This is a genomic window from Streptomyces sp. AC602_WCS936 (assembly GCF_019049125.1).
GTDB lineage: Bacteria > Actinomycetota > Actinomycetes > Streptomycetales > Streptomycetaceae > Streptomyces.
The window spans coordinates 57,652-77,307 of record NZ_JAGMUF010000039.1; the positions used below are offsets into that span (position 1 = coordinate 57,652).

General features: G+C 73.1%; 23 protein-coding genes and 1 tRNA gene. 7 read left to right on the forward strand and 17 right to left on the reverse strand.

The genetic code is table 11. The annotated features are described in order from the left end of the window. Positions 1–75 precede the first annotated feature (75 nt). Both KUM03_RS14855 and KUM03_RS14860 read right to left on the reverse strand, forming a co-directional pair. The gene (locus KUM03_RS14855) at positions 76–2,619 is read right to left on the reverse strand and encodes an MFS transporter (protein ID WP_217248626.1); all 2,544 of its coding nucleotides are present in this window, start codon (positions 2,617–2,619) and stop codon (positions 76–78) included. 13 nt (positions 2,620–2,632) lie between these two features. Further along, positions 2,633–3,136 (reverse strand): MarR family winged helix-turn-helix transcriptional regulator, encoded by a 504-nt coding sequence (locus KUM03_RS14860; RefSeq protein WP_217248633.1) that lies wholly within the window; start codon positions 3,134–3,136, stop codon positions 2,633–2,635. A 206-nt stretch (positions 3,137–3,342) separates the two neighbouring features. Between KUM03_RS14860 and KUM03_RS14865 the strand changes: the two genes are divergently transcribed. Further along, positions 3,343–3,549, forward strand: a complete 207-nt coding sequence (locus KUM03_RS14865; protein ID WP_217248640.1) for a hypothetical protein — start codon at positions 3,343–3,345, stop codon at positions 3,547–3,549. 135 nt (positions 3,550–3,684) lie between these two features. Here KUM03_RS14865 and KUM03_RS14870 read toward each other — a convergent pair whose 3' ends face one another. The 8 genes from KUM03_RS14870 to KUM03_RS14905 all read right to left on the reverse strand — a co-directional run bounded on the left by KUM03_RS14870 (position 3,685) and on the right by KUM03_RS14905 (position 8,217). Next, a complete protein-coding gene (locus tag KUM03_RS14870; protein WP_217248642.1) occupies positions 3,685–4,632 on the reverse strand; it encodes an RNA polymerase sigma factor SigF in 948 nt (315 codons plus the stop codon). A 291-nt stretch (positions 4,633–4,923) separates the two neighbouring features. After that, positions 4,924–5,829 (reverse strand): RNA polymerase sigma factor SigF, encoded by a 906-nt coding sequence (locus tag KUM03_RS14875; protein ID WP_217248644.1) that lies wholly within the window; start codon positions 5,827–5,829, stop codon positions 4,924–4,926. A 131-nt stretch (positions 5,830–5,960) separates the two neighbouring features. Then, positions 5,961–6,254 (reverse strand): Dabb family protein, encoded by a 294-nt coding sequence (locus KUM03_RS14880; RefSeq protein ID WP_217248646.1) that lies wholly within the window; start codon positions 6,252–6,254, stop codon positions 5,961–5,963. Beyond that, positions 6,254–6,430 carry a hypothetical protein gene (locus tag KUM03_RS14885; RefSeq protein WP_217248648.1) on the reverse strand — a complete coding sequence of 59 codons (177 nt, stop codon included), beginning with the start codon at positions 6,428–6,430 and terminating at the stop codon, positions 6,254–6,256. The genes KUM03_RS14880 and KUM03_RS14885 overlap by 1 nt, the downstream gene beginning before the upstream one ends. An 87-nt stretch (positions 6,431–6,517) precedes the next feature. Further along, positions 6,518–6,602 (reverse strand) — tRNA-Ser (locus KUM03_RS14890). A gap of 55 nt (positions 6,603–6,657) precedes the next feature. Beyond that, positions 6,658–7,089: a tRNA adenosine(34) deaminase TadA gene (gene tadA, locus KUM03_RS14895; RefSeq protein WP_254399374.1), complete on the reverse strand. Its 432-nt coding sequence runs from the start codon at positions 7,087–7,089 to the stop codon at positions 6,658–6,660. 74 nt (positions 7,090–7,163) lie between these two features. After that, the gene (locus KUM03_RS14900; protein WP_217248650.1) at positions 7,164–7,709 is read right to left on the reverse strand and encodes a hypothetical protein; all 546 of its coding nucleotides are present in this window, start codon (positions 7,707–7,709) and stop codon (positions 7,164–7,166) included. Between the two features lie 277 nt (positions 7,710–7,986). Beyond that, entirely contained in the window at positions 7,987–8,217 is a 231-nt protein-coding gene (locus tag KUM03_RS14905; RefSeq protein ID WP_217248652.1) for a hypothetical protein, read from the reverse strand. Positions 8,218–8,323: 106 nt separating this feature from the next. Between KUM03_RS14905 and upp the strand changes: the two genes are divergently transcribed. Beyond that, positions 8,324–8,959 carry a uracil phosphoribosyltransferase gene (upp, locus tag KUM03_RS14910; RefSeq protein WP_217248654.1) on the forward strand — a complete coding sequence of 212 codons (636 nt, stop codon included), beginning with the start codon at positions 8,324–8,326 and terminating at the stop codon, positions 8,957–8,959. Between the two features lie 12 nt (positions 8,960–8,971). On the opposite strand, the gene KUM03_RS14915 is transcribed toward upp, so the two are convergent. The 7 genes from KUM03_RS14915 to KUM03_RS14945 all read right to left on the reverse strand — a co-directional run bounded on the left by KUM03_RS14915 (position 8,972) and on the right by KUM03_RS14945 (position 13,543). Continuing rightward, entirely contained in the window at positions 8,972–9,592 is a 621-nt protein-coding gene (locus tag KUM03_RS14915) for a LytR C-terminal domain-containing protein (RefSeq protein ID WP_217248845.1), read from the reverse strand. A gap of 145 nt (positions 9,593–9,737) precedes the next feature. Further along, complete coding sequence (locus KUM03_RS14920; protein ID WP_003999914.1) at positions 9,738–10,034, reverse strand: type II toxin-antitoxin system VapB family antitoxin; 297 nt, start codon at positions 10,032–10,034, stop codon at positions 9,738–9,740. 149 nt (positions 10,035–10,183) lie between these two features. After that, positions 10,184–10,321, reverse strand: coding sequence for a hypothetical protein (locus KUM03_RS14925; protein WP_217248656.1), 138 nt, complete (start codon positions 10,319–10,321; stop codon positions 10,184–10,186). 75 nt (positions 10,322–10,396) lie between these two features. Continuing rightward, positions 10,397–10,735, reverse strand: a complete 339-nt coding sequence (locus tag KUM03_RS14930) for a hypothetical protein (RefSeq protein WP_217248657.1) — start codon at positions 10,733–10,735, stop codon at positions 10,397–10,399. 82 nt (positions 10,736–10,817) lie between these two features. Continuing rightward, positions 10,818–11,495 carry an HdeD family acid-resistance protein gene (locus tag KUM03_RS14935; RefSeq protein WP_217248658.1) on the reverse strand — a complete coding sequence of 226 codons (678 nt, stop codon included), beginning with the start codon at positions 11,493–11,495 and terminating at the stop codon, positions 10,818–10,820. Positions 11,496–12,192: 697 nt separating this feature from the next. Further along, complete coding sequence (locus KUM03_RS14940; RefSeq protein ID WP_217248659.1) at positions 12,193–12,789, reverse strand: HhH-GPD-type base excision DNA repair protein; 597 nt, start codon at positions 12,787–12,789, stop codon at positions 12,193–12,195. Positions 12,790–12,814: 25 nt separating this feature from the next. Next, positions 12,815–13,543: a siderophore-interacting protein gene (locus KUM03_RS14945; protein WP_217248668.1), complete on the reverse strand. Its 729-nt coding sequence runs from the start codon at positions 13,541–13,543 to the stop codon at positions 12,815–12,817. Positions 13,544–13,624: 81 nt separating this feature from the next. On the opposite strand from KUM03_RS14945, the gene KUM03_RS14950 reads away from it, so the two are divergent. The 5 genes from KUM03_RS14950 to KUM03_RS14970 all read left to right on the forward strand — a co-directional run bounded on the left by KUM03_RS14950 (position 13,625) and on the right by KUM03_RS14970 (position 19,626). Beyond that, the gene (locus tag KUM03_RS14950; protein ID WP_217248669.1) at positions 13,625–15,799 is read left to right on the forward strand and encodes a penicillin acylase family protein; all 2,175 of its coding nucleotides are present in this window, start codon (positions 13,625–13,627) and stop codon (positions 15,797–15,799) included. Further along, positions 15,792–16,430 (forward strand): GNAT family N-acetyltransferase, encoded by a 639-nt coding sequence (locus tag KUM03_RS14955; RefSeq protein WP_217248671.1) that lies wholly within the window; start codon positions 15,792–15,794, stop codon positions 16,428–16,430. Before KUM03_RS14950 ends, KUM03_RS14955 begins: the two co-directional genes overlap by 8 nt. Beyond that, on the forward strand, positions 16,427–16,918 hold the full coding sequence (locus KUM03_RS14960) for a cupin domain-containing protein (protein WP_217248674.1): 492 nt from the start codon (positions 16,427–16,429) through the stop codon (positions 16,916–16,918). The genes KUM03_RS14955 and KUM03_RS14960 overlap by 4 nt, the downstream gene beginning before the upstream one ends. Continuing rightward, on the forward strand, positions 16,915–17,697 hold the full coding sequence (locus tag KUM03_RS14965) for an SDR family NAD(P)-dependent oxidoreductase (protein WP_217248676.1): 783 nt from the start codon (positions 16,915–16,917) through the stop codon (positions 17,695–17,697). The genes KUM03_RS14960 and KUM03_RS14965 overlap by 4 nt, the downstream gene beginning before the upstream one ends. 156 nt (positions 17,698–17,853) lie before the next feature. Beyond that, positions 17,854–19,626, forward strand: a complete 1,773-nt coding sequence (locus KUM03_RS14970) for a copper resistance protein CopC (RefSeq protein WP_217248678.1) — start codon at positions 17,854–17,856, stop codon at positions 19,624–19,626. The last annotated feature ends 30 nt before the right edge of the window (positions 19,627–19,656 follow it).

Genomic DNA, 19,656 nt, shown 5'->3' on the forward strand with positions numbered 1-19,656 from the left:
CGTAAAGAAGCCGGCCCGTGGTGGGCGGGCGCACCTCCGCTCAGAGCGCGCACGCCACCACGGGCCGGGGACTCGCTACTCGCCGGGGTGGGCGAGTTCGATGTCGTGGCCGTCGGCACCCGGGCCGGCGACCGTCAGGGACGTCGCCACCGGCGGGTAGCCGGTCGCGATCACGGTGTACTCACCGGCGTCCAGGTCGGTGAAGGCGTACGCCCCGTCCGCGCCGGTGGTGGCCGTGCCGACCACGTTGCCGGCCGCGTCGACCAGCGTGACGCGGGCGTCGGCCAGCGGACCGTGCGGAGCCCGCACGACGCCCTGGACCTGCGCACCGGCCTGGAGGTCGATCTCGACGCGGGTGACACCCGTGCCGCCCACCTCCAGGGGCAGGGCGCGCGGACGGTGGCCGGCGGCGTTGACCGCGACGGTCACCGTGCCCGGCACCAGCTCGGTGAAGGCGAAGTCGCCCGCCTCACCGGTGGCGGCGGTGGCCAGCAGGTCACCGCGGACGTCGGTCACGATCACCATGGCGTCCTTGACCGGCAGCCCGCTCTCCACGGCGCGCACCAGGCCGGTGAGCCCGCTGGTGCCGCTGAGCAGGATGTCGTAGGCGACCGGCTCGTCGTTCACGACGATCGTCGACGCCTGCGGCTGGAAACCGTCGGCGGAGGCGATCAGGACGTACGAGCCCGCGCCCGGCGCGTCCACGGCGTAGGAACCGTCGGCCTGGGCGACCGAGCGGCCCAGCTGCCGGCCGCCCAGCGAGATCAGCGTGACCGCGGCCTGCGGGACCGGTGCGGACTCGGCGCCGCGGACGAAGCCGCGGACCGCGATGCCGCCGGAGACGGGCGCCGGGGGCTCACCGGAGCCGGCCGCGGTGGCGACGGCGGCGAGCCGCTGCGTGGCCGCGGGCTGCGTGCCGGAGTCGGCGACGGACGGGGCGGCGACCACACCGGCCGGAACCGGCTCGGCGGCGACCCGGGTGGCCTCGGCCGGAGCCGGAGCCGCCGGGGAGGCGGTCTCGGCGGTGGCCTCCGCGGCCTGGGCGAGGGCGCCCGACGTACGCAGCGGGACCTCCTTGATGAAGAGGGTCACGATGAAGCCGAGGGCGGCGATCGGCGCGACGTACAGGAAGATGTCGGCGATGCCGTGCCCGTAGGCGGCCTCCAGCCACTCGCGGATGCCCGGGGGCAGCAGGTCCATGTCGGGGATGCCCCCGCCGGTGGCCTTGGCGGCGCCCGCCTGCTCCTGCGGGCTGAGCTGCCCGATGGTGTCCTGGGCGTAGTGGCTGATCCGGGTCGACATGATCGAGCCGAGTACCGAGACGCCCACCGCGCCGCCGAGGGACCGGAAGAAGGTCACCACGGAGGAGGCGGCACCCAGGTCCTGCGGAGCCACCTGGTTCTGCGTGCAGAGCACCAGGTTCTGCATCATCATGCCGACGCCGAGACCCATCAGCGCCATGAAGATCGCGATGTGCCAGTACGGGGTGTCGTAGCGCATGCCGCTCAGCAGGCCCAGGCCCGCCGTCAGCAGCACGCCGCCGGCCAGCAGCCAGCCCTTCCACTTGCCGGTCTTGGTGATGATCTGACCGGAGACGGTCGACGACACGAACAGGCCGCCGATCATCGGGATGGTCATGACGCCCGACATGGTCGGGGACTCACCGCGGGCCAGCTGGAAGTACTGGCTGAAGTAGACGGTGCCCGCGAACATCGCGATGCCGACGAACAGCGAGGCCAGCGAGGCCAGGGTGATGGTGCGGTTCCGGAACAGGCGCAGCGGGATGATCGGCTCGCTGGCCTTGGACTCGACGAGCAGGAAGATCAGCGTCAGCACGATCGCGCCGCCGACCATGACGCCCGTCTGCCAGGACATCCAGGAGTACTTGTCGTCGGCGAAGGTGACCCAGACGAGCAGCAGGCAGACGGCGGCGGTGATGAAGAAGGCGCCGGCCCAGTCGACCTTGACCTTCCGCTTGGTCACCGGCAGGTTCAGCGTCTTCTGCAGCACGATCAGCGCGATGATCGCGAACGGCACGCCGACGTAGAGGCACCAGCGCCAGCCGAGCCAGCTGGTGTCGGTGATGACGCCGCCGAGCAGCGGGCCGCCGACGGTGGCGACGGCGAAGGTGGCGCCGAGGTAGCCGGAGTACCGGCCGCGCTCGCGCGGGGAGATCATCGCGGCCATGATGATCTGGGCCAGGGCGGACAGACCGCCGGCGCCCAGACCCTGGATGGCACGCGCGGTGATGAGCATGCCCGCGTTCTGCGACAGGCCGGCCACGACGGAGCCGAGGACGAAGACGCAGAGGGCTATCTGGACCAGGGCCTTCTTGCTGACCAGGTCGGCGAGCTTGCCCCACAGCGGGGTGGAGGCGGTCATCGTCAGCAGCGACGCGGTGACGACCCAGGTGTAGGCACTCTGGCCGCCACCGAGGTCGCCCACGATCTCGGGCAGGGCGTTGGTGACGATGGTCGAGGACAGGATGGCGCAGAACATGCCGAGCAAGAGCCCGGACAGCGCCTCCATGATCTGCCGGTGCGACATCGGAGCGTCTCCGGCGGAGCCTCCCCCGTGCTTGGCATGAGCCCGCACACCGGCTGGTGTGGTCGTTGCCATGGACTTCCTTTGCTTACTTCGTGGTGGTCGCGGGTGTACGGGTGGTCTGTTCGACCTCGGGTGGTGCGGGCGGCCGGGCCGGTGCGGACCGGCAGTCGTCGAAGCTCGCCCTGAGCCTGGTCATCAGCCGGGTGAGCTGGCCGACCTCGTCGTCGCTCCAGTCGCTCAGGCGGTGGGCCAGCAGCTGGGTCGTCCGCTCCGACAGCTCGTCGAGCAGGGCCTGGCCCGCGGGCGTCAGGCGCAGGATGCGCGAGCGCTTGTCCGCGGGGTCGGGGGAGCGTTCGATCCAGCCCCGGTCGGCGATGTGCGCGACGTGGCGGCTGGTCACCGACATGTCCACGGCCAGCAGCTCGGCGAGCTTGCTGATGCGCATGTCCCCGTGGCGGCCGAGCAGGGTCAGTACGGCGGCGGAACCGCCGGGGCAGTCGGCCGGCAGCATGCGGCCCATCTCCCGTTTGACGGCGCCGAAGGCGCTGAACTGTCGGATCAGCTCCTCGTACTGCGCCCTCTCGGCCATGCGCACCTCCCGCATTCGTTGCTTAGGGCAACCATAGAAGCAGTTGGTTGCTACAGGCAAACAAAAACGGTCATGCGGCCATAAAAAGTTGGCAAAGGCAAGTATTGCGAAAGTAAACGCGCAGGTGGCGGGTGGTGGGGGACCCCAAAAGGGTTCGGCGGCCCCGCACTTGGGGCCCCACCGAGGATTCGCTAGTGTCTCGGCCCATGGCTAACAACCAGGGCACCCAGGGCCCGCAGGGCAACCACGACCCCGCCGGCAGCACCCAGATGTTCCGCGCGTTCGTCGACGACGCCCCCCAGTCCCGGCAGGCGGCCCCCGCCGCCTCCTCCGGCCCCCGCGTCGGCCTGATCGTCGGCATCGTGGTCGCCGTGGCGGTCGTCGCGGCCGTGGCCTGGCTGGCGCTGGCGTAGGCCTGTCGCAGCAGCCGGAGCGCAGCCGGAGTACAACCGGCGCCTGGTGCGGGCGCGCATACGCGACGGTGACCGCCGCGGCACCCCTGCGGGGCCGCGGCGGTCACCGGAATGCCGAGGACCGAGGACCGGGCGTCAGTCGGAGATGAGTCCCTCGCGCAGCTGCGCCAGGGTGCGGGTCAGCAGCCGTGAGACGTGCATCTGCGAGATGCCGACCTCCTCGCCGATCTGCGACTGGGTCATGTTGGCGAAGAAGCGCAGCATGATGATCCGCCGCTCCCGGGGCGGCAGCTTGGCCAGCAGCGGCTTGAGGGACTCGCGGTACTCCACGCCCTCCAGCGCCGTGTCCTCGTAGCCGAGGCGGTCCGCGAGCGAGCCCTCGCCGCCGTCGTCCTCCGGGGCCGGGGAGTCCAGCGAGGAGGCGGTGTAGGCGTTACCCACCGCGAGGCCGTCGACGACGTCCTCCTCGGAGACGCCCAGCACGGCGGCCAGCTCGCCCACGGTCGGGGAGCGGTCCAGCTTCTGGGAGAGCTCGTCGCTGGCCTTGGTCAGGGCCAGGCGCAGCTCCTGGAGCCGGCGCGGGACGCGCACCGACCATGAGGTGTCCCGGAAGAACCGCTTGATCTCGCCGACGACGGTCGGCATCGCGAAGGTCGGGAACTCCACGCCCCGCTCGCAGTCGAAGCGGTCGATCGCCTTGATCAGGCCGATGGTGCCGACCTGGACGATGTCCTCCATCGGCTCGTTGCGCGAGCGGAAGCGGGCCGCCGCGTAGCGCACCAGCGGGAGGTTGAGCTCGATCAGGGTGTCCCGGACGTAGGCACGCTCGGGGCTGTCCGCGTCGAGGGCGGCGAGCCGCAGGAACAGGGAGCGGGACAGGGTGCGGGTGTCGATGGCCTCCGGGGCCGCGAGGGCCTGGGCCGGCACGGCGTCGAGGGTCGGTACGGCTTCGACGGCCTGACCGTCGTCGACGGAGCCGACGGAGTCGATGGAGCCGACGGGGCCGAGCGCCTCGAGCGTGTCGGGCGCGGTCTCGCTCTCCGCGAGCGCGAGCACCTTCGAGCTGCCCTGGTCTGCGGACATGCCACCCCCTTTGGGTCGCGGGACGGTCACGGCACACGCTCCCGGGACGGGAACGCAGCCTTCACCTGAATACCGGAGCCGGAGCTCCGGCAAACGCGTCTCCGGCAGAATGTCACATGTCGGCAACGCGCTGTAGTGACATGTCGACATCCGAGACGCGAATTCCCCCTGGAAACAGGGGGTCTGACGGGCTTTCGGCCCGATTCCGCCCGCAACGGCCCTGGTGAGCGATTCGCTCTCCCCGGTGACCGTTCGCTCGTGCCTTCGAATGCTTCCCGCGCTGTGGCGAGACTACGCCTCGATGCGGTTGGCGGACCTCAACCGCTGGAAACTGCGCGCCAGTAGCCGCGAGACGTGCATCTGCGAGACGCCGAGTTCCGCGCTGATCTGCGACTGCGTCAGATTGCTGTAGTAGCGCAGCAGCAGGATCCGCTGCTCCCGCTCCGGGAGCTGGACCAGCAGGTGCCGCACCAGGTCGCGGTGTTCGACCCCGTCGAGGGCGGGGTCCTCGTAGCCGAGCCGGTCGAGCAGGCCGGGCAGCCCGTCGCCCTCCTGCGCGGCCTCCAGCGAGGTGGCGTGGTACGACCGCCCCGCCTCGATGCAGGACAGCACCTCCTCCTCGGTGATGCGCAGCCGCTCGGCGATCTCGGCGGTGGTCGGGGAGCGCCCGAAGGCGGTCGTCAGGTCCTCGGTGGCGCTGTTGACCTGCACCCACAGCTCGTGCAGCCGGCGCGGTACGTGCACTGTTCGGACGTTGTCGCGGAAGTACCGCTTGATCTCGCCGACGACGGTCGGCATCGCGAACGTCGGGAACTGCACGCCCCGTTCGGGGTCGAAGCGGTCGATGGCGTTGATGAGCCCGATCGTGCCGACCTGGACCACGTCCTCCATCGGCTCGTTGCGGGAGCGGAAGCGGGCGGCGGCGTAGCGCACCAGCGGCAGGTTCGCCTCGATGAGCGCCGCGCGCACCCGGTCGTGCTCCGGTGAGCCCGGCGTGAGCCCCTTCAGCTGCCCGAAGAGCACCTGGGTCAGGGCCCGGGTGTCGGCGCCCCGGCTGCGCTGCTGCGTGTTCTCCCGCGCGGGCGCCTCAGTGGTGGCCTGGGCCGGGGGCGCGGGCGGCGCGGGCGGTGCTTGAGGCGCAGTACTGGCCGGCACGGTCAACTCCACCTCGTGATCGTCAACTCTTCCGTCACTCATCCGTCAAAAGCGGTCATAGCATCACAAGACATGTGCACTGTGTGCAAGCACCTCATAACGTCGTGTTGAGTGAACGAACGCAGATCGGCCCCGCACCGATCAGGTGCGGGGCCGATCTGCGCGGCGAGGAGCTAGAACTCGTAGTCGGCGATCACCCAGGTGGCGAACTCCCGCCACAGCGCGACGCCCGCCTGGTGTGCGGGGTGCTCCAGGTACCGCTTGAGGGCGTCGGCGTCGTCCACGGCCGAGTTGATGGCGAAGTCGTAGGCGATGGGCCGGTCGCTGATGTTCCAGGCGCACTCCCAGAAACGCAGCTCCTCGATCCGGCCGCCGAGCGCGCGGAACGCCTCGACGCCCTCCACGACGCGCGGGTCTTCGCGCTCCACGCCGTCGTTGAGCTTGAACAGCACCAGGTGGCGGATCATCACTTTCCTCCGTTGGCGGCCCAGGTCATGAAGTCGCCCACGGCGCCCGCCGCGTCGGAGATGCCCTGGAAACCTATCTGGACGTAGTCGGCGGCCCTGGCCGGATCCGTGATGATCACATACAGCACGAAAACCACGAGTGCGTAGACGGCGATCTTCTTCGCGTTCACCGCCACCGCGGCCTCCCCTGTCCCTTGTTGCACGCCTTTCGATCGCACATGATCGCACGAAGGGCCCCGTCTTTCGACGGGGCCCTTCAAAAGCGGTAGCGGAGGGATTTGAACCCTCGGTGACTTGCGCCACACTCGCTTTCGAGGCGAGCTCCTTCGGCCGCTCGGACACGCTACCGAGACAGACCTTACAGCACAGTGCCGCATGGTTCGAAATCGGTATTCGGGGCCGGTCAGCGGTCGCGGAAGAAGTCGGTCAGCAGCCGCGCGCAGTCGTCCGCGAGGACGCCCTCGATCACCTCGGGACGGTGGTTGAGCCGCCGGTCGCGCACGACGTCCCACAGGGAGCCGGCCGCGCCCGCCTTGTCGTCGCGGGCGCCGTAGACGACGCGGTCCACGCGGGACTGCACCAGCGCGCCCGCGCACATCGTGCACGGCTCCAGGGTGACGACGAGGGTGCACCCGGCCAGCCGCCACTCCCCGAGCGTCTGAGCCGCCCGGCGGACGGCGAGCACCTCGGCGTGGGCCGTGGGATCGCCGCCGGCCTCGCGCTCGTTGTGCCCGGCGGCCAGCACCGTCCGTCCGTCCGGCGCCAGCACGACGGCACCGACGGGCACGTCACCGCCGAGCGCGGCCCGCCCGGCCTCGGCCAGGGCGAGCCGCATCGCCGCCCGCCACGGATCGCGCACCGGGTCGGGCGGCGCGGAACGTGCCGGTTGTTCTCCCACGTCCTGTCCGGTCAGCGCACGGTCTCCAGCACTTCGGAGGCGCCCAGCGCCTCGGCGATCTCGCCGACCGCGTCCCCGGACATCGAGCGCAACTCCTTCTCGCTCACGCCCAGGTCGTCCAGGACCTCGGCGTCACCGACCGGCCCGTGCGGCACGGCCTCCCCGGCACCGGCGGCCGCGTCACCGCCGTCGGCACCGTCCTCGTCGTCGTCGGACTCACCGTCCTCCGTGCCGTCGAGGTCGAGGGCATCGAGGTCGTCGCCGTCGTCACCGGGCTCGCGGCCCAGCAGTTCGTCGGTGAGCAGGATCTCGCCGTAGCTGCTGCGGGCCGCGGCGGCGGCGTCCGACACGTAGATACGGGGGTCCTCCTCGCCGTCCACCCGGACGACTCCGAACCACGCGTCCTCCTGCTCGATCAGCACGAGCACCGTGTCCTCGTCGGGAGAGGCCTCCCGGGCCAGGTCGGCCAGATCCGACAGGGTCTCCACATCGTCGAGCTCAGTGTCGCTCGCTACCCATCCCTCTTCGGTGCGCGCGAGCAGTGCGGCGAAGTACACCGTGACTCTCCCACTGGTCATAGGCGTGCCGGTTGGGGGTCCCCCCGGCGGAGGCTGCGGGCGGGGGAGCGGTGCTCCGAGCCCCACCCACTCGGAATCGTGGCAGAAACAAGGCCGTCAGGGGACGTCTTCGGCGCCCTGTGTCCGGCAGTTTTGCCCGGGGACCCGACTCGTCGCCACCACGTGCGGATCGTACGCGGATTTCTCCCGCCACCCGCGTACTCCCGTCGCCCCAACACCGGCGCGGCGCGCGATCTTCCCCCGCCGGGCGGCGGAACTACCAGCGGAAGGTGCGCATGCGCATCGCGTGGCGCAGCCGGGCGGTCTTGGCGCGGCGCGGCTGCACGCGGTCCCGCAGCTCCCGGGCCTCCGCCAGGTCCCGCAGGAACTGGGCCCGCCGCCGTCGTCGGGCCGCCTCCCGGTCCGGCTCCGTGCTCCGCTCAGCCCCGCTCCCGGCCCCCCGCTGCTCGCCGAGGGACGGAGTGTCGTAGAAGTCCCGGTCAGGCACAGTCTCACCACCCAGCGTCCGTCCCTCCCACCTTCCCCCGACCGGGCGGTTTGACTCCAGCGAGCGAGTGAAGCGTCCGCCTGGGGGCCCGGTTACTGTGGTGGGCATGCGTCTCCACGTCGTCGACCACCCCCTGGTCGCCCACAAGCTCACCACGCTGCGCGACCAGCGCACCGACTCCGCGACCTTCCGCCGCCTCGCCGACGAGCTGGTCACCCTGCTCGCCTACGAGGCCACGCGCGACGTGCGCACCGAACAGGTCGACATCCAGACGCCGGTCGAGCGGACCACCGGCGTCAAGCTCTCCCACCCGCGCCCGCTGGTGGTGCCGATCCTGCGGGCCGGTCTCGGCATGCTGGACGGCATGGTCCGGCTGCTGCCGACCGCCGAGGTCGGCTTCCTGGGCATGGTGCGCAACGAGGAGACGCTCCAGGCCTCCACGTACGCCACCCGCATGCCGGACGACCTCTCCGGACGCCAGGTGTACGTCCTGGACCCGATGCTGGCCACGGGCGGCACCCTGGTCGCGTCGATCCAGGAGCTGATCAAGCGCGGCGCGGACGACGTGACGGCCGTGGTGCTGCTCGCCGCTCCCGAGGGCGTCGAGCTGATGGAGCGCGAGCTGGCCGGCACCCCGGTGACGGTCGTGACGGCCTCGGTCGACGAGCGTCTCAACGAACTGGGCTACATCGTCCCCGGCCTCGGTGACGCGGGCGACCGCATGTACGGCGCGGCCGAATAAGCCGTACGTCCGTCAGCAGCCCTTCTTCTCCGCGCTGGGCGTCGGCTGCGGCGCGGCCAGTGCGGTCAGCGCCGCGTCGGCGTCCGCGGGCTTCGCCAGCCCCTTGAAGGCGTCGCCGATCATCAGATCGACCTCGGCGCCCTTGCGTGCCGCGTCGGTACGGCGTTCGGCGCCGGGCAGCTGGGTGCCGAGCACGGCCAGCGAACTCTTCAGAGAGGCGGAGGGCCCGAGCAGGATTCCCGCACCCTTGATCTTCTTGTCGTACTCCTTGGGCGCGTTGCTCACCTCACCGATGCGGAAACCGCGCTTCTTCAGCTCGTCGGCGGTCTTCTGGGCGAGCCCGCTGCGGGTCGTCGCGTTGAGCACGTTGACGGTCACCTGGGCGGGCTTCGGCAGTTTCACCACCGCGGGCGCGGCGCTCGCCTTCGCGCGGGTGGTCGGGCAGTCCGCGGCGGCACCGACCGCGCTCGCCTTGTCCCCGCCGGTGAAGACGTCGATCAGCTGGAGCGTGCCCCAGCCGAGCACGCCGAGAACGGTGACGCAGGCGACGGCGACGACCGCGAGCCTGCCGCGTCGCCGGGCCGGTCGCATCCGCGGGTACCGGTCCCCCGTGATCTTGTACTGGCCGCCCATGCCAGGGGGAGTGAGCATGCTCATGAACGCAGCGTAGTGCGCTCCGGCGGTGATGCCTATTAGATGATCAGTCGACGTTCCGGGACCCGGTGCGATGCAACCCGAACGGATCAAACCCGAACGTCGCGGGGCCGGTCGGCCGAGCTCAGTCGAGCTCGAGCACCCGCGCGTGCAGCACCTGGCGCTGCTGGAGAGCCGCGCGCACCGCACGGTGCAGCCCGTCCTCGAGATACAGGTCGCCCTGCCACTTCACGACGTGTGCGAAGAGGTCGCCGTAGAAGGTGGAGTCCTCGGCCAGGAGGGTCTCCAGGTCGAGCTGGCCCTTGGTCGTCACGAGCTGATCGAGGCGGACCGGGCGCGGCGCGACGTCCGCCCACTGCCGGGTGCTCTCCCGGCCGTGGTCGGGGTACGGCCGGCCGTTTCCGATGCGCTTGAAGATCACACGGAAAGCCTACCGGCCAAGTCGTCGCGGGCGCAGCCATGGCGGCGGAGTGCGGCGCTGGAAATGACGCCGTAAACGGGGGCAAACAGGTCCGGGCGCACCCGGGGCGGAGACGGCCGGACCGCCTCCGCCCCGCTCGGCCGCCTCGGTCAGTCCCGCCTCCCCTCACGCGCGGACGGCCGGGGTTCGCTCGGGACCTGCGGCTTGCCGGTGCCGGGAGGCGGAGTACGGCGGGCACCTTCGGCGCGCAGGAGGGCGCGCAGGACTGCGTAGGGGTCGTTGGGCATGGCTGTCTCCCTCGTTCCTGTTCCTGTTCCTGTCGTGGGACGGACGGACCGGACGGACGCCCGGCACCGGCCCTGTCAGCAGCGCAGGACCACGGAACGAGGGGTGGACGGCAGCCCGGCCGGCACGGGGAGTGCGAAGGACCGCTGCCGAGGACCGGCCGTCGGCGCCGACGTAGGCGCCGCGCACGGGGGCACGACCCCGCGCCGGACGCTTCGGGCCGGTGTGCGCGTGGCGGTGTCGAGATGGTCGTACTCGCCGACGCCCCCGCCGCTCGCGCCAGCCACCGGCACGGGCGGCGCCGCCTGGCCCGTGACGTGGGCGCAGGGCAGGGCGAGGGCGAGCAGCAGAACAAGGACCCGCAGCCACGCACCACGACGCCCGGCGCGGAGGGTGGCGTACGGTGCGGGGCTCACGTCGGTTCGTGTCCCCGCCGGGCGCACCGCGCCCATCGCGCCGGTACGAGAACCGCCCGCTCGGCGTAGCGGCGCGTCCCGTTCACAGCGTGCGCGGGACCTGACGGGCGCGCCGGCGCAGGCCCACGGCCGTGACGATCTCCACCACCCCGACGACGACCAGCCACCAGCCGCCGACCAGCATGAGAACCGTCGCCGACTCGACCGGCGAGTCGATCAGCACGATCCCGGCGACGACGGTGACGACGCCGAGGAAGACGTGCCAGCCGCGCGCGGGCATCGCGGGGTCGTGCACGGCGGCCACGATCTGTGTGACCCCGCGGAACAGCCAGCCGATGCCGATCCACAGCGCCAGCAACAGCACCGACTGCAAGTGCCCGCGGAAGCAGAACAGGCCGAGCAGGATCGACACGGCACCGCTGATGAAGGCGAGGACCCGCAGCGAGGTCGTCCGGTGCGTGCCGAAGGCGGCGGCCAGTTGGAGAACGCCGCTGACGACGAGGTAGAGGCCGAAGAGCACTCCGGCGGCGAGCAGCGACGCGCCCGGCCAGACCAGGACGAGCACGCCCAGGACCAGGGAGGCGGCCCCGGTGAGCAGCACGGTCTGCCACGCGGTGCGGGACAGCAGGTGCAGGGGCCCATCGAGGGCCGGCTCGGGTTCGTGCTCGCGCTCGTGCTCGCGCCGGCCGGCGGTCCGGGTGTGCACCCCGCGGTCGTCGTACGGCTGACTACCGGGAGCGCCGCTCGGTGGCTCGGTCATGCTCCATGCTGGGAACGGCACGGTGGGCTGCGCCACTTGGGGTGGGCTGTCAGGCTGACGGTGCGTGGGGCATTGGGGCGGTGTTCGGGGGCCGGCGTTTCCTTCGTGCCCGGCGTGGGTGTGGGCGCGGGCGGGTCGTGCGGCCCGGCGCTGCGGGGTGCCCGGCGTGGGCGTGGCCGTGGGGGTGGGTGCGCGGCCCGGCGCGACGGGGTGCCTCCCCCACTCTCGGCTCCGCTCGAGCGGGAGGTGCCCCCACCGCCCACCCGTGCCGCCCTGGGGGTACCTCCCAGGCCGTTCAGGCACTGGGGGAGGCACGACTGCCCGCAGCTACGGCAGCTGGGGCGGGCGGGGACCGCCCCGGCCGGGGCGGAGGGCGGCTGCCCGCAGCCAGGGCGGAACCGCGGCTGTCCGCAGCTGGGGCGGGAGGGCTACTGCCCGCGGCCGCGCGCGATGGCGCGGCACACCCCCGGTTGCGCACCCCGCGTGGACGGTCAGCCGCGTACGGCGGGAAGGGGACGTGTCGGGGGGTGTCCGCCCGCAGCGGTTGGCGCGTCCGCGCCGTTCACCCCCGTAGCCGACCGATTCCGCGCCGTTCCGAGGACGGACACCCCCCGGCGCGGCCCCGACCCACGGACAACCGACCGCCCTACGCGCACCCCCACCGGACAGCCACAGGCCGCCGCAGGCACCCCACCCGCTACTTGCCGGAGGCCTTCGCCTTCGCCTTCGCCGCAGCCTTCGCCTCCTGCTTGTACGCCCGCACCTTCGTCAGCGACTCCGGCCCGGTGATGTCGGCCACCGACCGGAAGGAGTCCGCCTCGCCGTAAGCCCCAGCCGCCTCCCGCCACCCCTCCGGCCGGACGCCGAGCTGCTTGCCCAGCAGGGCCAGGAAGATCTGGGCCTTCTGCCTGCCGAAGCCCGGCAGGTCCTGGAGCCGCTTCAGCAACTCCTTCCCACTGCCGACGCCCCGCCACACCGCCTCGGCGTCACCGTCGTACGTCTCGACGAGGTACCGGCACAGCTGCTGCACCCGGCCCGCCATCGAGCCGGGATAACGGTGCACCGCCGGCTTCTCGGAGAGCAGTGCCGCGAAGGCCTCCGGGTCGTACGCCGCGATGTCGTGCGCGTCCAGATCCTCCGCGCCCATGCGCCGCGCGATGGTCGACGGCCCCTTGAACGCCCACTCCATGGGCACTTGCTGGTCGAGCAGCATGCCCACCAGCGCGGCGAGCGGACTGCGGCCGAGCAGCTCGTCGGCCTCGGGGTCCTGGGCGAGGTGCAGTGTGACGTCCATACCCCCGATGATCGCAAGCAACGGCTCAGGTCGCGCGCCAGTACCCCAGCGCGTTCACCCGCTGCTTGGCCACGCCCAGCTCCTTGCGCACGTACGCCCCCAGCGCCCGCGTCGTCGCCGTGTCGCAGGCGATCCAGACGTACGGCTCGGAGGCCGCCCGCAGCAGCTCCGGCAGCTCCTCCTTCACCCGCGCCACCAGATGCGCGCCCGCGTCCCCGCGCGGCACGGTGCGGACCTCGTGCCGGTCGGGATCGGTACGGAACGGCAGGCCGTCCTCCGCGCCGCCGCCCTCGAACCAGATGGTCGCGGGCACCGCCCCCACCGCGTCGAGCAGCGAGTTCAGCGCGGGCAGCGACGCCGGGTCCGCGACCGCGAAGACGCGGGAGGGAAGGGGCTGCGGCACCTCGAACCCCGTGCCCTGGACCGTCGCCTCGATCGTGTCCCCCGCCTTCGCCGCCCGCGCCCAGTCACTCGCGCACCCCTCGTGCAGGGCGAACTCCATGCCGAACGTGCCGGCCTCCGGGTCCGGGTCGACCAGCGTGTACGCCCGCTGGTGCGGCTTGCCCGCGTTCTCGAACCACAGCCGCACCCACATCGTCGGATGCACCCCGGTCGCCGCCAGCATGCCGCCGTCGGTCAGGCGCAGCCGCCGGAAGTCCGGCGTCACATCCTCGACGTCCGTCACGGTGAACTCGAAGTCCTTGCCCCGCATCAGCTTGAGGACCGCGCCCTCCCAACCCCGCCCCTGCCCCATCGTTTCTTCACCCTTCACGTACTATTCGGCCACGACCAAGACTTAGGTGAGCCTAACCTAAAGGAAAGTAGAGGCACAGGGGTGAGCGCCGAGACATACCGCGACGCCTGGGGAATCCCCCACCTTCGCGCGCAGGACGCGGACGAACTCGCCCGCGCCCAGGGCCGGGTCACCGCCCGGGACCGGGCCTGGCAACTGGAGGTCGAGCGCCACCGCGCCCAGGGCACCTCCGCGTCCTTCCTCGGCCCCGAGGCCCTGTCCTGGGACCGCCTGGCCCGCCGCGCCCGCCTCGCCGACACCGCCCGCCGCTGCTTCACCGCCCTGGAGGAGAACGACCCGGAGACGGCCACCTGGGTACGGGCGTACGCGGACGGCGTGAACGAGGGGCTCGCCGCCTGCGACGCCCCTGAGTTCGCCCGCGTGGACCTCACCCCGGGCCACTGGGAACCCTGGACCCCGCTCGCCGTCTGGCTCGCCACGCACATCCTGTTCGCCGGCTTCCCCGCCAAGCTCTGGCGCGAGCACATCACCGCCCACCTGGGCCCGGACGCCGCCGCCCTCTTCGCCACCGACGGCCCCGGCACCGCCGGCAGCAACGGCTGGCTGGTCTCCGGCGACCGCACCGTCACCGGGCACGCGATCATCGCCGGGGACCCGCACCGCTTCATCGAGGACCCCGGCGTCTACCAGCAGATCCATCTGTCCTGCCCGGAGTTCGACGTCGTCGGCCTCGCCGTGCCCGGCGTCCCCGGCATCGCCCACTTCGGCCACACCGGCACGGTCGCCTGGGCCATCACCAACGCCATGGCCGACTACCAGGACCTCTACCTCGAACGGCTGCGCCGCACCGGCGCCGGCGTCGAGGCGCTCGGCCCCGACGGCACCTGGCACCGCGCCGCCCGGCACACGGAGACCATCCACGTCGCGGGCGAGGACACCGTCGAGGTCGAGATCATCGAGACCGACCGCGGCCCGGTGATCGCCGGCGGCCCCGAGGGCCTGGACGACGGCACCCCGGCCGCCCTCAGCCTGCGCCACCCGCCCCGCGTCACCGCCGACCTCGGCTTCAGCGCCCTGCTGCCGCTGCTGCGGGCCCGCCGGGTCGCCGACGTGGACCGTGCCCTGGACGCGTGGGCCGAGCCGGTCAACGTCGTGCAGGCCGCGGACACCGAGGGCGGGCTGCTGCACCGGGTGGCGGGCCGCGTACCCGTGCGCCCCGCCGCGAACGGCCTGCGCCCGGTGCCCGCCTGGGAGCCCGGCCACGAGTGGACCGGCTGGCACACCCCGCCCCGCGCCGGCCTCACCGACGGCGTCGCCGTGATGGCCAACCAACGCGGCCCGGCCGCCCCGCTCGGCGTCGAGTTCGCCCCGCCGCACCGCGCCGACCGCATCGCCGCCCTGCTCGCGGGCAGGGAACGCTGGTCGGCGGCCGACATGCCCGCGATCCACACGGACACCCACCTCGCCTCGGCCGGCCCCCTCCTGGACCACCTCACCGCACTCGACGGCCCACCCGGCGAGGCCATGACCGTGTCCCGGGAGGCCGCCGCCCTGCCGGGCGAGGCCACGACCCTGCCCCGCGCAGCCACCACCCTCCCCCACGAGGCCGCCGCCCTGTCCTCCGAGGCCGCCGCCCTGCGCGACCGCCTTCTCGCCTGGGACCGGCACATGGACGCGGACAGCGCCGACGCGGCGGCGTACGCGGCCGTCCGGGCAGCCGTCGTACGGCGGCTCGCGGCGCACCCGGCGCTGGCCCCGGCGGCTGTCCCGCCCGCGTACCCCGAGGTGCTCCAGCCCTGGCTCGCCCTCGTCCCGCGCGTCGCCTACGCCCTCGAACACCTCCTGCGCGCGGACGACCTGTACGGCATCGACCGAGCCGAGACCGTCCGCGCCGCCCTGGAGGAGGTGGCCGCCCGGCCCCCCGCCGGCACCTGGGGCGACACCCACCGCCTCGCCCCCTGGCGGGCCCTGCCGGACACCTCGGGCCGCCCGGAGCCCGCCCTGGCCGGCGACCACGACTGCGTGCTCTGCACCTCCGCCGTCCCCGGACTCACCGACCGCGCCGCACGCGGCCCCGCCGCCCGCTACGTCTGGGACCTGGCCGACCGGCAGCACAGCCGCTGGGTGGTGCCCCTCGGCGCCTCGGGCGCCCCCGGCTCACCCCACCACCGTGATCAGCAACCCCTGTGGCTCGGCGGCGAACTCGCCCCGGTGGTCACCAACTTCGACCGGCTCACGAAGGAAACCGATGACTGACCCTCACCCGCACCAGGCCGCTCCCACGCCGCCGTACGCCTCCCGCACCCCCGTCCACGAGCAGGAGCTCGGCGGCTTCGGCACCGTCCGCGTCCTCCCCCTCGACCCCGCCGCGGACGCCGACGCGATCCACCGCTGGGTGAGCGAGGAGCGCGCGGCCTTCTGGGGCATGACCGGCCTCACGCGCGATCAGGTCGCCGACGTCTACGCCCACATGGACACGCTCGACACCCACCACGCCTTCCTGGTCGTGAAGGACGACGCGCCGGTCGCGCTGCTCCAGACCTACGACCCCGAGGCCGACCGGGTGAGCGAGTGCTACGAGGCCGAACCCGGTGACATCGGCGTCCACCTGCTGCTCGCGCCCGCGGGACCGGAGGGCGCGCGCCCCGGCTGGACGGCCGCACTGGCCTCGGCCCTCATGGCGTACGTCCTCATCGGCCTGGACCGGACGCGGATCGTGGTCGACCCGGACGTGGGCAACGAGAAGGCGATCGCCCGTTTCCTCAAGCAGGGCTTCACCGCCGGACCGGCCGTCGTGCTGCCCGAGGTCGATCTGCCGGACGTGTACCTGCCGGAGAAGAAGGCGCAACTCGCCTTCCTCCGCCGGGAGGTAGCCTTCCCCGCGTGACGCGCACGCCGACCGCCGAGGACCTGATCGCGCACTACGGGCTGGAGCCCATCCCCCGGGAGGGCGGCCTGTTCCGCCGCACCTGGGCGGGCCCCGGGCGCCCCGACGGACGCCCCGCCGGGTCCGCCATCGTGGCGCTGTTGACCGCCCGCCCGGACGACTTCTCGGCACTGCACCGCCTGCCTTCCGACGAGGTCTGGCACTTCTACCTCGGCGATCCCCTGGAGCTGCTGCTCCTCGGCCCGGACGGCGGCACGCGCACCGCCGTGCTGGGGCCGGACGTCCTGGGCGGGCAGCACGTGCAGTTCACCGTCCCCGCCGGGACCTGGATGGGCGGCCGGGTGCGGACGGGCGGCGCGTGGTCGCTCTTCGGCTGCACGATGGCGCCCGGCTTCACCTACGGGGACTACGAGCACGGCGACGCGGCCTCACTCACGGCGCGCTACCCGGACCAGGCGGCGCGGATCGTGGAACTGTGCCGTCCATGACTCTCCCCACTCCCCCCACTCTCCTCGACGGACAGGTCGCCCTGGTCACCGGCGCGGGCGGCGGCATCGGCCGGGGCATCGCGCTGCGGTTCGCCGAGGAGGGCGCGGCGGTCGCGGTGCACTGCCGTACGGCGGTGGCGGCGGCCCAGGACGTGGCCGCGCGGATCCGGGACCACGGCGGCCGGGCGATCGTGCTGCGCGCCGACCTCACCGACGAGGACGCCTGCCGCGCCCTGGTCGAGGACGCCGCCGACTGGGGCGGCGGACGGCTGACCGCGCTGGTCAACAACGCCGGCGTGCAGCCGCTGCGGGAACTGCCCGGCACGACGGCCGCCGAGTGGCGGGAGGTCGTGGACACCAACCTCACGGGCGTCTTCGCGTGCACGCAGGCCGCCGCCGGGATCATGCGGGACCAGGACGGCGGCGGTACCGTCACCCACATCGCGTCCATCGAGGCGGGCGCCCCGGCCCCCGCCCACGCGCACTACAGCGCATCCAAGGCGGCGGTCGTGATGCATGCCCGTTCGGCGGCCCTGGAGTACGGGCCGTGGGGAGTGCGGGTCAACTCCGTCTCGCCCGGCCTCATCGACCGGGACGGCCTCGCCGAGGCCTGGCCGGACGGCGTACGGCGGTGGCGGCGGGCGGCGCCCACGGGGCGGCTGGGGCGGCCGGAGGACGTGGGCGACGCGTGCGTGTTCCTCGCCTCGCGGCTGGCGTCCTGGATCACCGGCCACGACCTCGTGGTGGACGGCGGGGTGACGGCACGCCCGTCGTGGTGAGGAACCGGCCGGGCATCCGCTGAGCGGCGCGGCCCCCGCATCCGTACGTATCCCCGAGGCAGTGGGTCCCGACGACGGAGTTGCGACGTGAGGCGTGGTGGCGGTGCGCGTGCCGTGGACCGGCGAGTGCGGGGGCCATGGGGGCGGCGGTGGCCGGTGCTCCTGGGCACCGTGTTCGCCCTGCTCGTGCTCGGCGTCGGCGGTGCCGGACCGGCGTCCGCCCACGCCGCCCTCCGCTCCACCGACCCCGGGGACGGCAGCGTCCTCCGGTCGGCCCCGCGCCACGTCACCCTGACCTTCACCGAGTCCGTCGGCCTGCGCGACGACTCCTTCCGCGTCCTGGACCCCGGAGGTCACCGGGTGCGCACGGGGGAGGCCGGACGTGCCGAGGGCCGTTCCGACACGGCCCGCGTCACGCTGTCGGGCGAGCTCGGCGAGGGCACGTACACCGTGGCGTGGCGGGTGGTGTCGGCCGACAGCCACCCCGTCTCCGGCGCCTTCACCTTCTCCGTCGGCAAGCCCTCCGCGGGGGCGGCCGCGGTGGACCCCGGCCCCACCGAGGACCCCGCGACCGCGGCCCTCCACCACATCGCCCGCTACCTCGCCTACCTGTCCGCCGCCCTGCTCATCGGCGCGGCCGCCTTCGTCGCCCTGTGCCGCCCGCCGGACCTCGCCCCGCTACGTCGTCCGCTGGTGGCGTCCTGGTGGGCCCTGCTGGCGTCCACCGTCGCCCTGCTGCTGCTCAGGGCGCCGTACGAGGCGGGGACGGGACCGTCGGCGGTCCTCGACGTCTCGGCCCTCGGCGACACGGCGTCGACCCGGCCGGGCGCGCTGCTGCTGGCCAGGCTGGCGCTGCTGGTGCCGGTGGCGTTCCTCCTGGCCCGCGCCGCCCGGCGCCACATACGCACCCCCGTCTCCGCCGCGGCGGGCGTCGCGCTCGCCGTCGGTCTCGCCCTGACCTGGGCCGCGGCCGAGCACGCCTCCGCCGGCATCCAGGTGCCGGTCGCGATGACGTCGTCCGTGCTGCACCTCCTCGCCACCGCCGTCTGGCTCGGCGGCCTCGTCGCCCTCCTCCTCACCCTGCGCGGCACCACGGACGCCGCCACCGTCGCCCGTTTCTCCCGCGCGGCCTTCGTCTCCGTGACCGTCCTGGTCGTCACCGGCGTCTACCAGTCCTGGCGCGGCCTCGGTTCCTGGCAGGCGCTCACCGGGACGACGTACGGCAGGCTGCTGCTGGCCAAGCTGGCGGCGGTCGCCGTGCTGCTGGCCGCGGCGGCGGTCTCGCGGCGGTGGACGGCGGCACTGGCGGATGCCGGGACAGCCGTACGGGAACGGGGGCACGCGCTTGAGAGGGTGCCGGCACGGGTGGGCGGACCGCCCGGGCCTCGGGAGGCCGCCCCGGAGCCGTCCGAGTCGGCGCCACCGGCCGGGACCGCCGTGGACGCCCACCGCCGGGGACTGCGGAGGTCGGTCATCGCCGAGGCCACCGTCGCGGCCGTCGTCCTCGGAATCACGACCGTGCTCACCAGCACCGTCCCGGGCCGCGCGGCGGCCGAGGCGGCGCGGTCCGCGCCGGCGGGCGGAGTCCTGCCCGCGTCCGTCACCACGATCCCCTTCGAGATCGGCGCCTCCGGCCGCGGCACCGTCCAGATCACCCTGGACCCCGGCCGCACCGGCGACAACGCGGTCCAGGCCGTCGTCTTCGGCCCCGACGGCAGTCTGGCCGCCGTACCCGAACTGCGCCTCTCCTTCACCCTGCCCGACCAGGACGTGGGCCCGATCGACGCGGAACTCGTCGACCGGGGCGGCTACTGGAGCGCCAACTCCCTCACCCTCCCGCTCCCCGGCACCTGGACGATGAGGACGACGGTCCGGGTGTCGGAGATCGACCAGGTGAGCGAGTCGAGGCGGATACGCATCGAAAGGTAGGGATGAACGACGGCCGGGAAGGACTTCTTC

Bases quoted from the DNA above. Each gene is read 5' to 3' on its own strand.
- KUM03_RS14965 (WP_217248676.1), top strand. From the start codon at position 16,915: ATGACTCTCCCCACTCCCCCCACTCTCCTCGACGGACAGGTCGCCCTG.
- KUM03_RS14860 (WP_217248633.1), bottom strand. From the start codon at position 3,136: ATGGCCGAGAGGGCGCAGTACGAGGAGCTGATCCGACAGTTCAGCGCC.
- KUM03_RS14935 (WP_217248658.1), bottom strand. From the start codon at position 11,495: ATGACCGAGCCACCGAGCGGCGCTCCCGGTAGTCAGCCGTACGACGAC.
- KUM03_RS14875 (WP_217248644.1), bottom strand. From the start codon at position 5,829: ATGAGTGACGGAAGAGTTGACGATCACGAGGTGGAGTTGACCGTGCCG.
- KUM03_RS14945 (WP_217248668.1), bottom strand. From the start codon at position 13,543: ATGGGGCAGGGGCGGGGTTGGGAGGGCGCGGTCCTCAAGCTGATGCGG.
- KUM03_RS14865 (WP_217248640.1), top strand. From the start codon at position 3,343: ATGGCTAACAACCAGGGCACCCAGGGCCCGCAGGGCAACCACGACCCC.
- tadA (WP_254399374.1), bottom strand. From the start codon at position 7,089: ATGCGGCTCGCCCTGGCCGAGGCCGGGCGGGCCGCGCTCGGCGGTGAC.
- KUM03_RS14870 (WP_217248642.1), bottom strand. From the start codon at position 4,632: ATGTCCGCAGACCAGGGCAGCTCGAAGGTGCTCGCGCTCGCGGAGAGC.
- KUM03_RS14925 (WP_217248656.1), bottom strand. From the start codon at position 10,321: ATGCCCAACGACCCCTACGCAGTCCTGCGCGCCCTCCTGCGCGCCGAA.
- KUM03_RS14915 (WP_217248845.1), bottom strand. From the start codon at position 9,592: ATGGGCGGCCAGTACAAGATCACGGGGGACCGGTACCCGCGGATGCGA.
- KUM03_RS14880 (WP_217248646.1), bottom strand. From the start codon at position 6,254: ATGATCCGCCACCTGGTGCTGTTCAAGCTCAACGACGGCGTGGAGCGC.
- KUM03_RS14940 (WP_217248659.1), bottom strand. From the start codon at position 12,789: ATGGACGTCACACTGCACCTCGCCCAGGACCCCGAGGCCGACGAGCTG.
- KUM03_RS14955 (WP_217248671.1), top strand. From the start codon at position 15,792: ATGACTGACCCTCACCCGCACCAGGCCGCTCCCACGCCGCCGTACGCC.
- upp (WP_217248654.1), top strand. From the start codon at position 8,324: ATGCGTCTCCACGTCGTCGACCACCCCCTGGTCGCCCACAAGCTCACC.
- KUM03_RS14855 (WP_217248626.1), bottom strand. From the start codon at position 2,619: ATGGCAACGACCACACCAGCCGGTGTGCGGGCTCATGCCAAGCACGGG.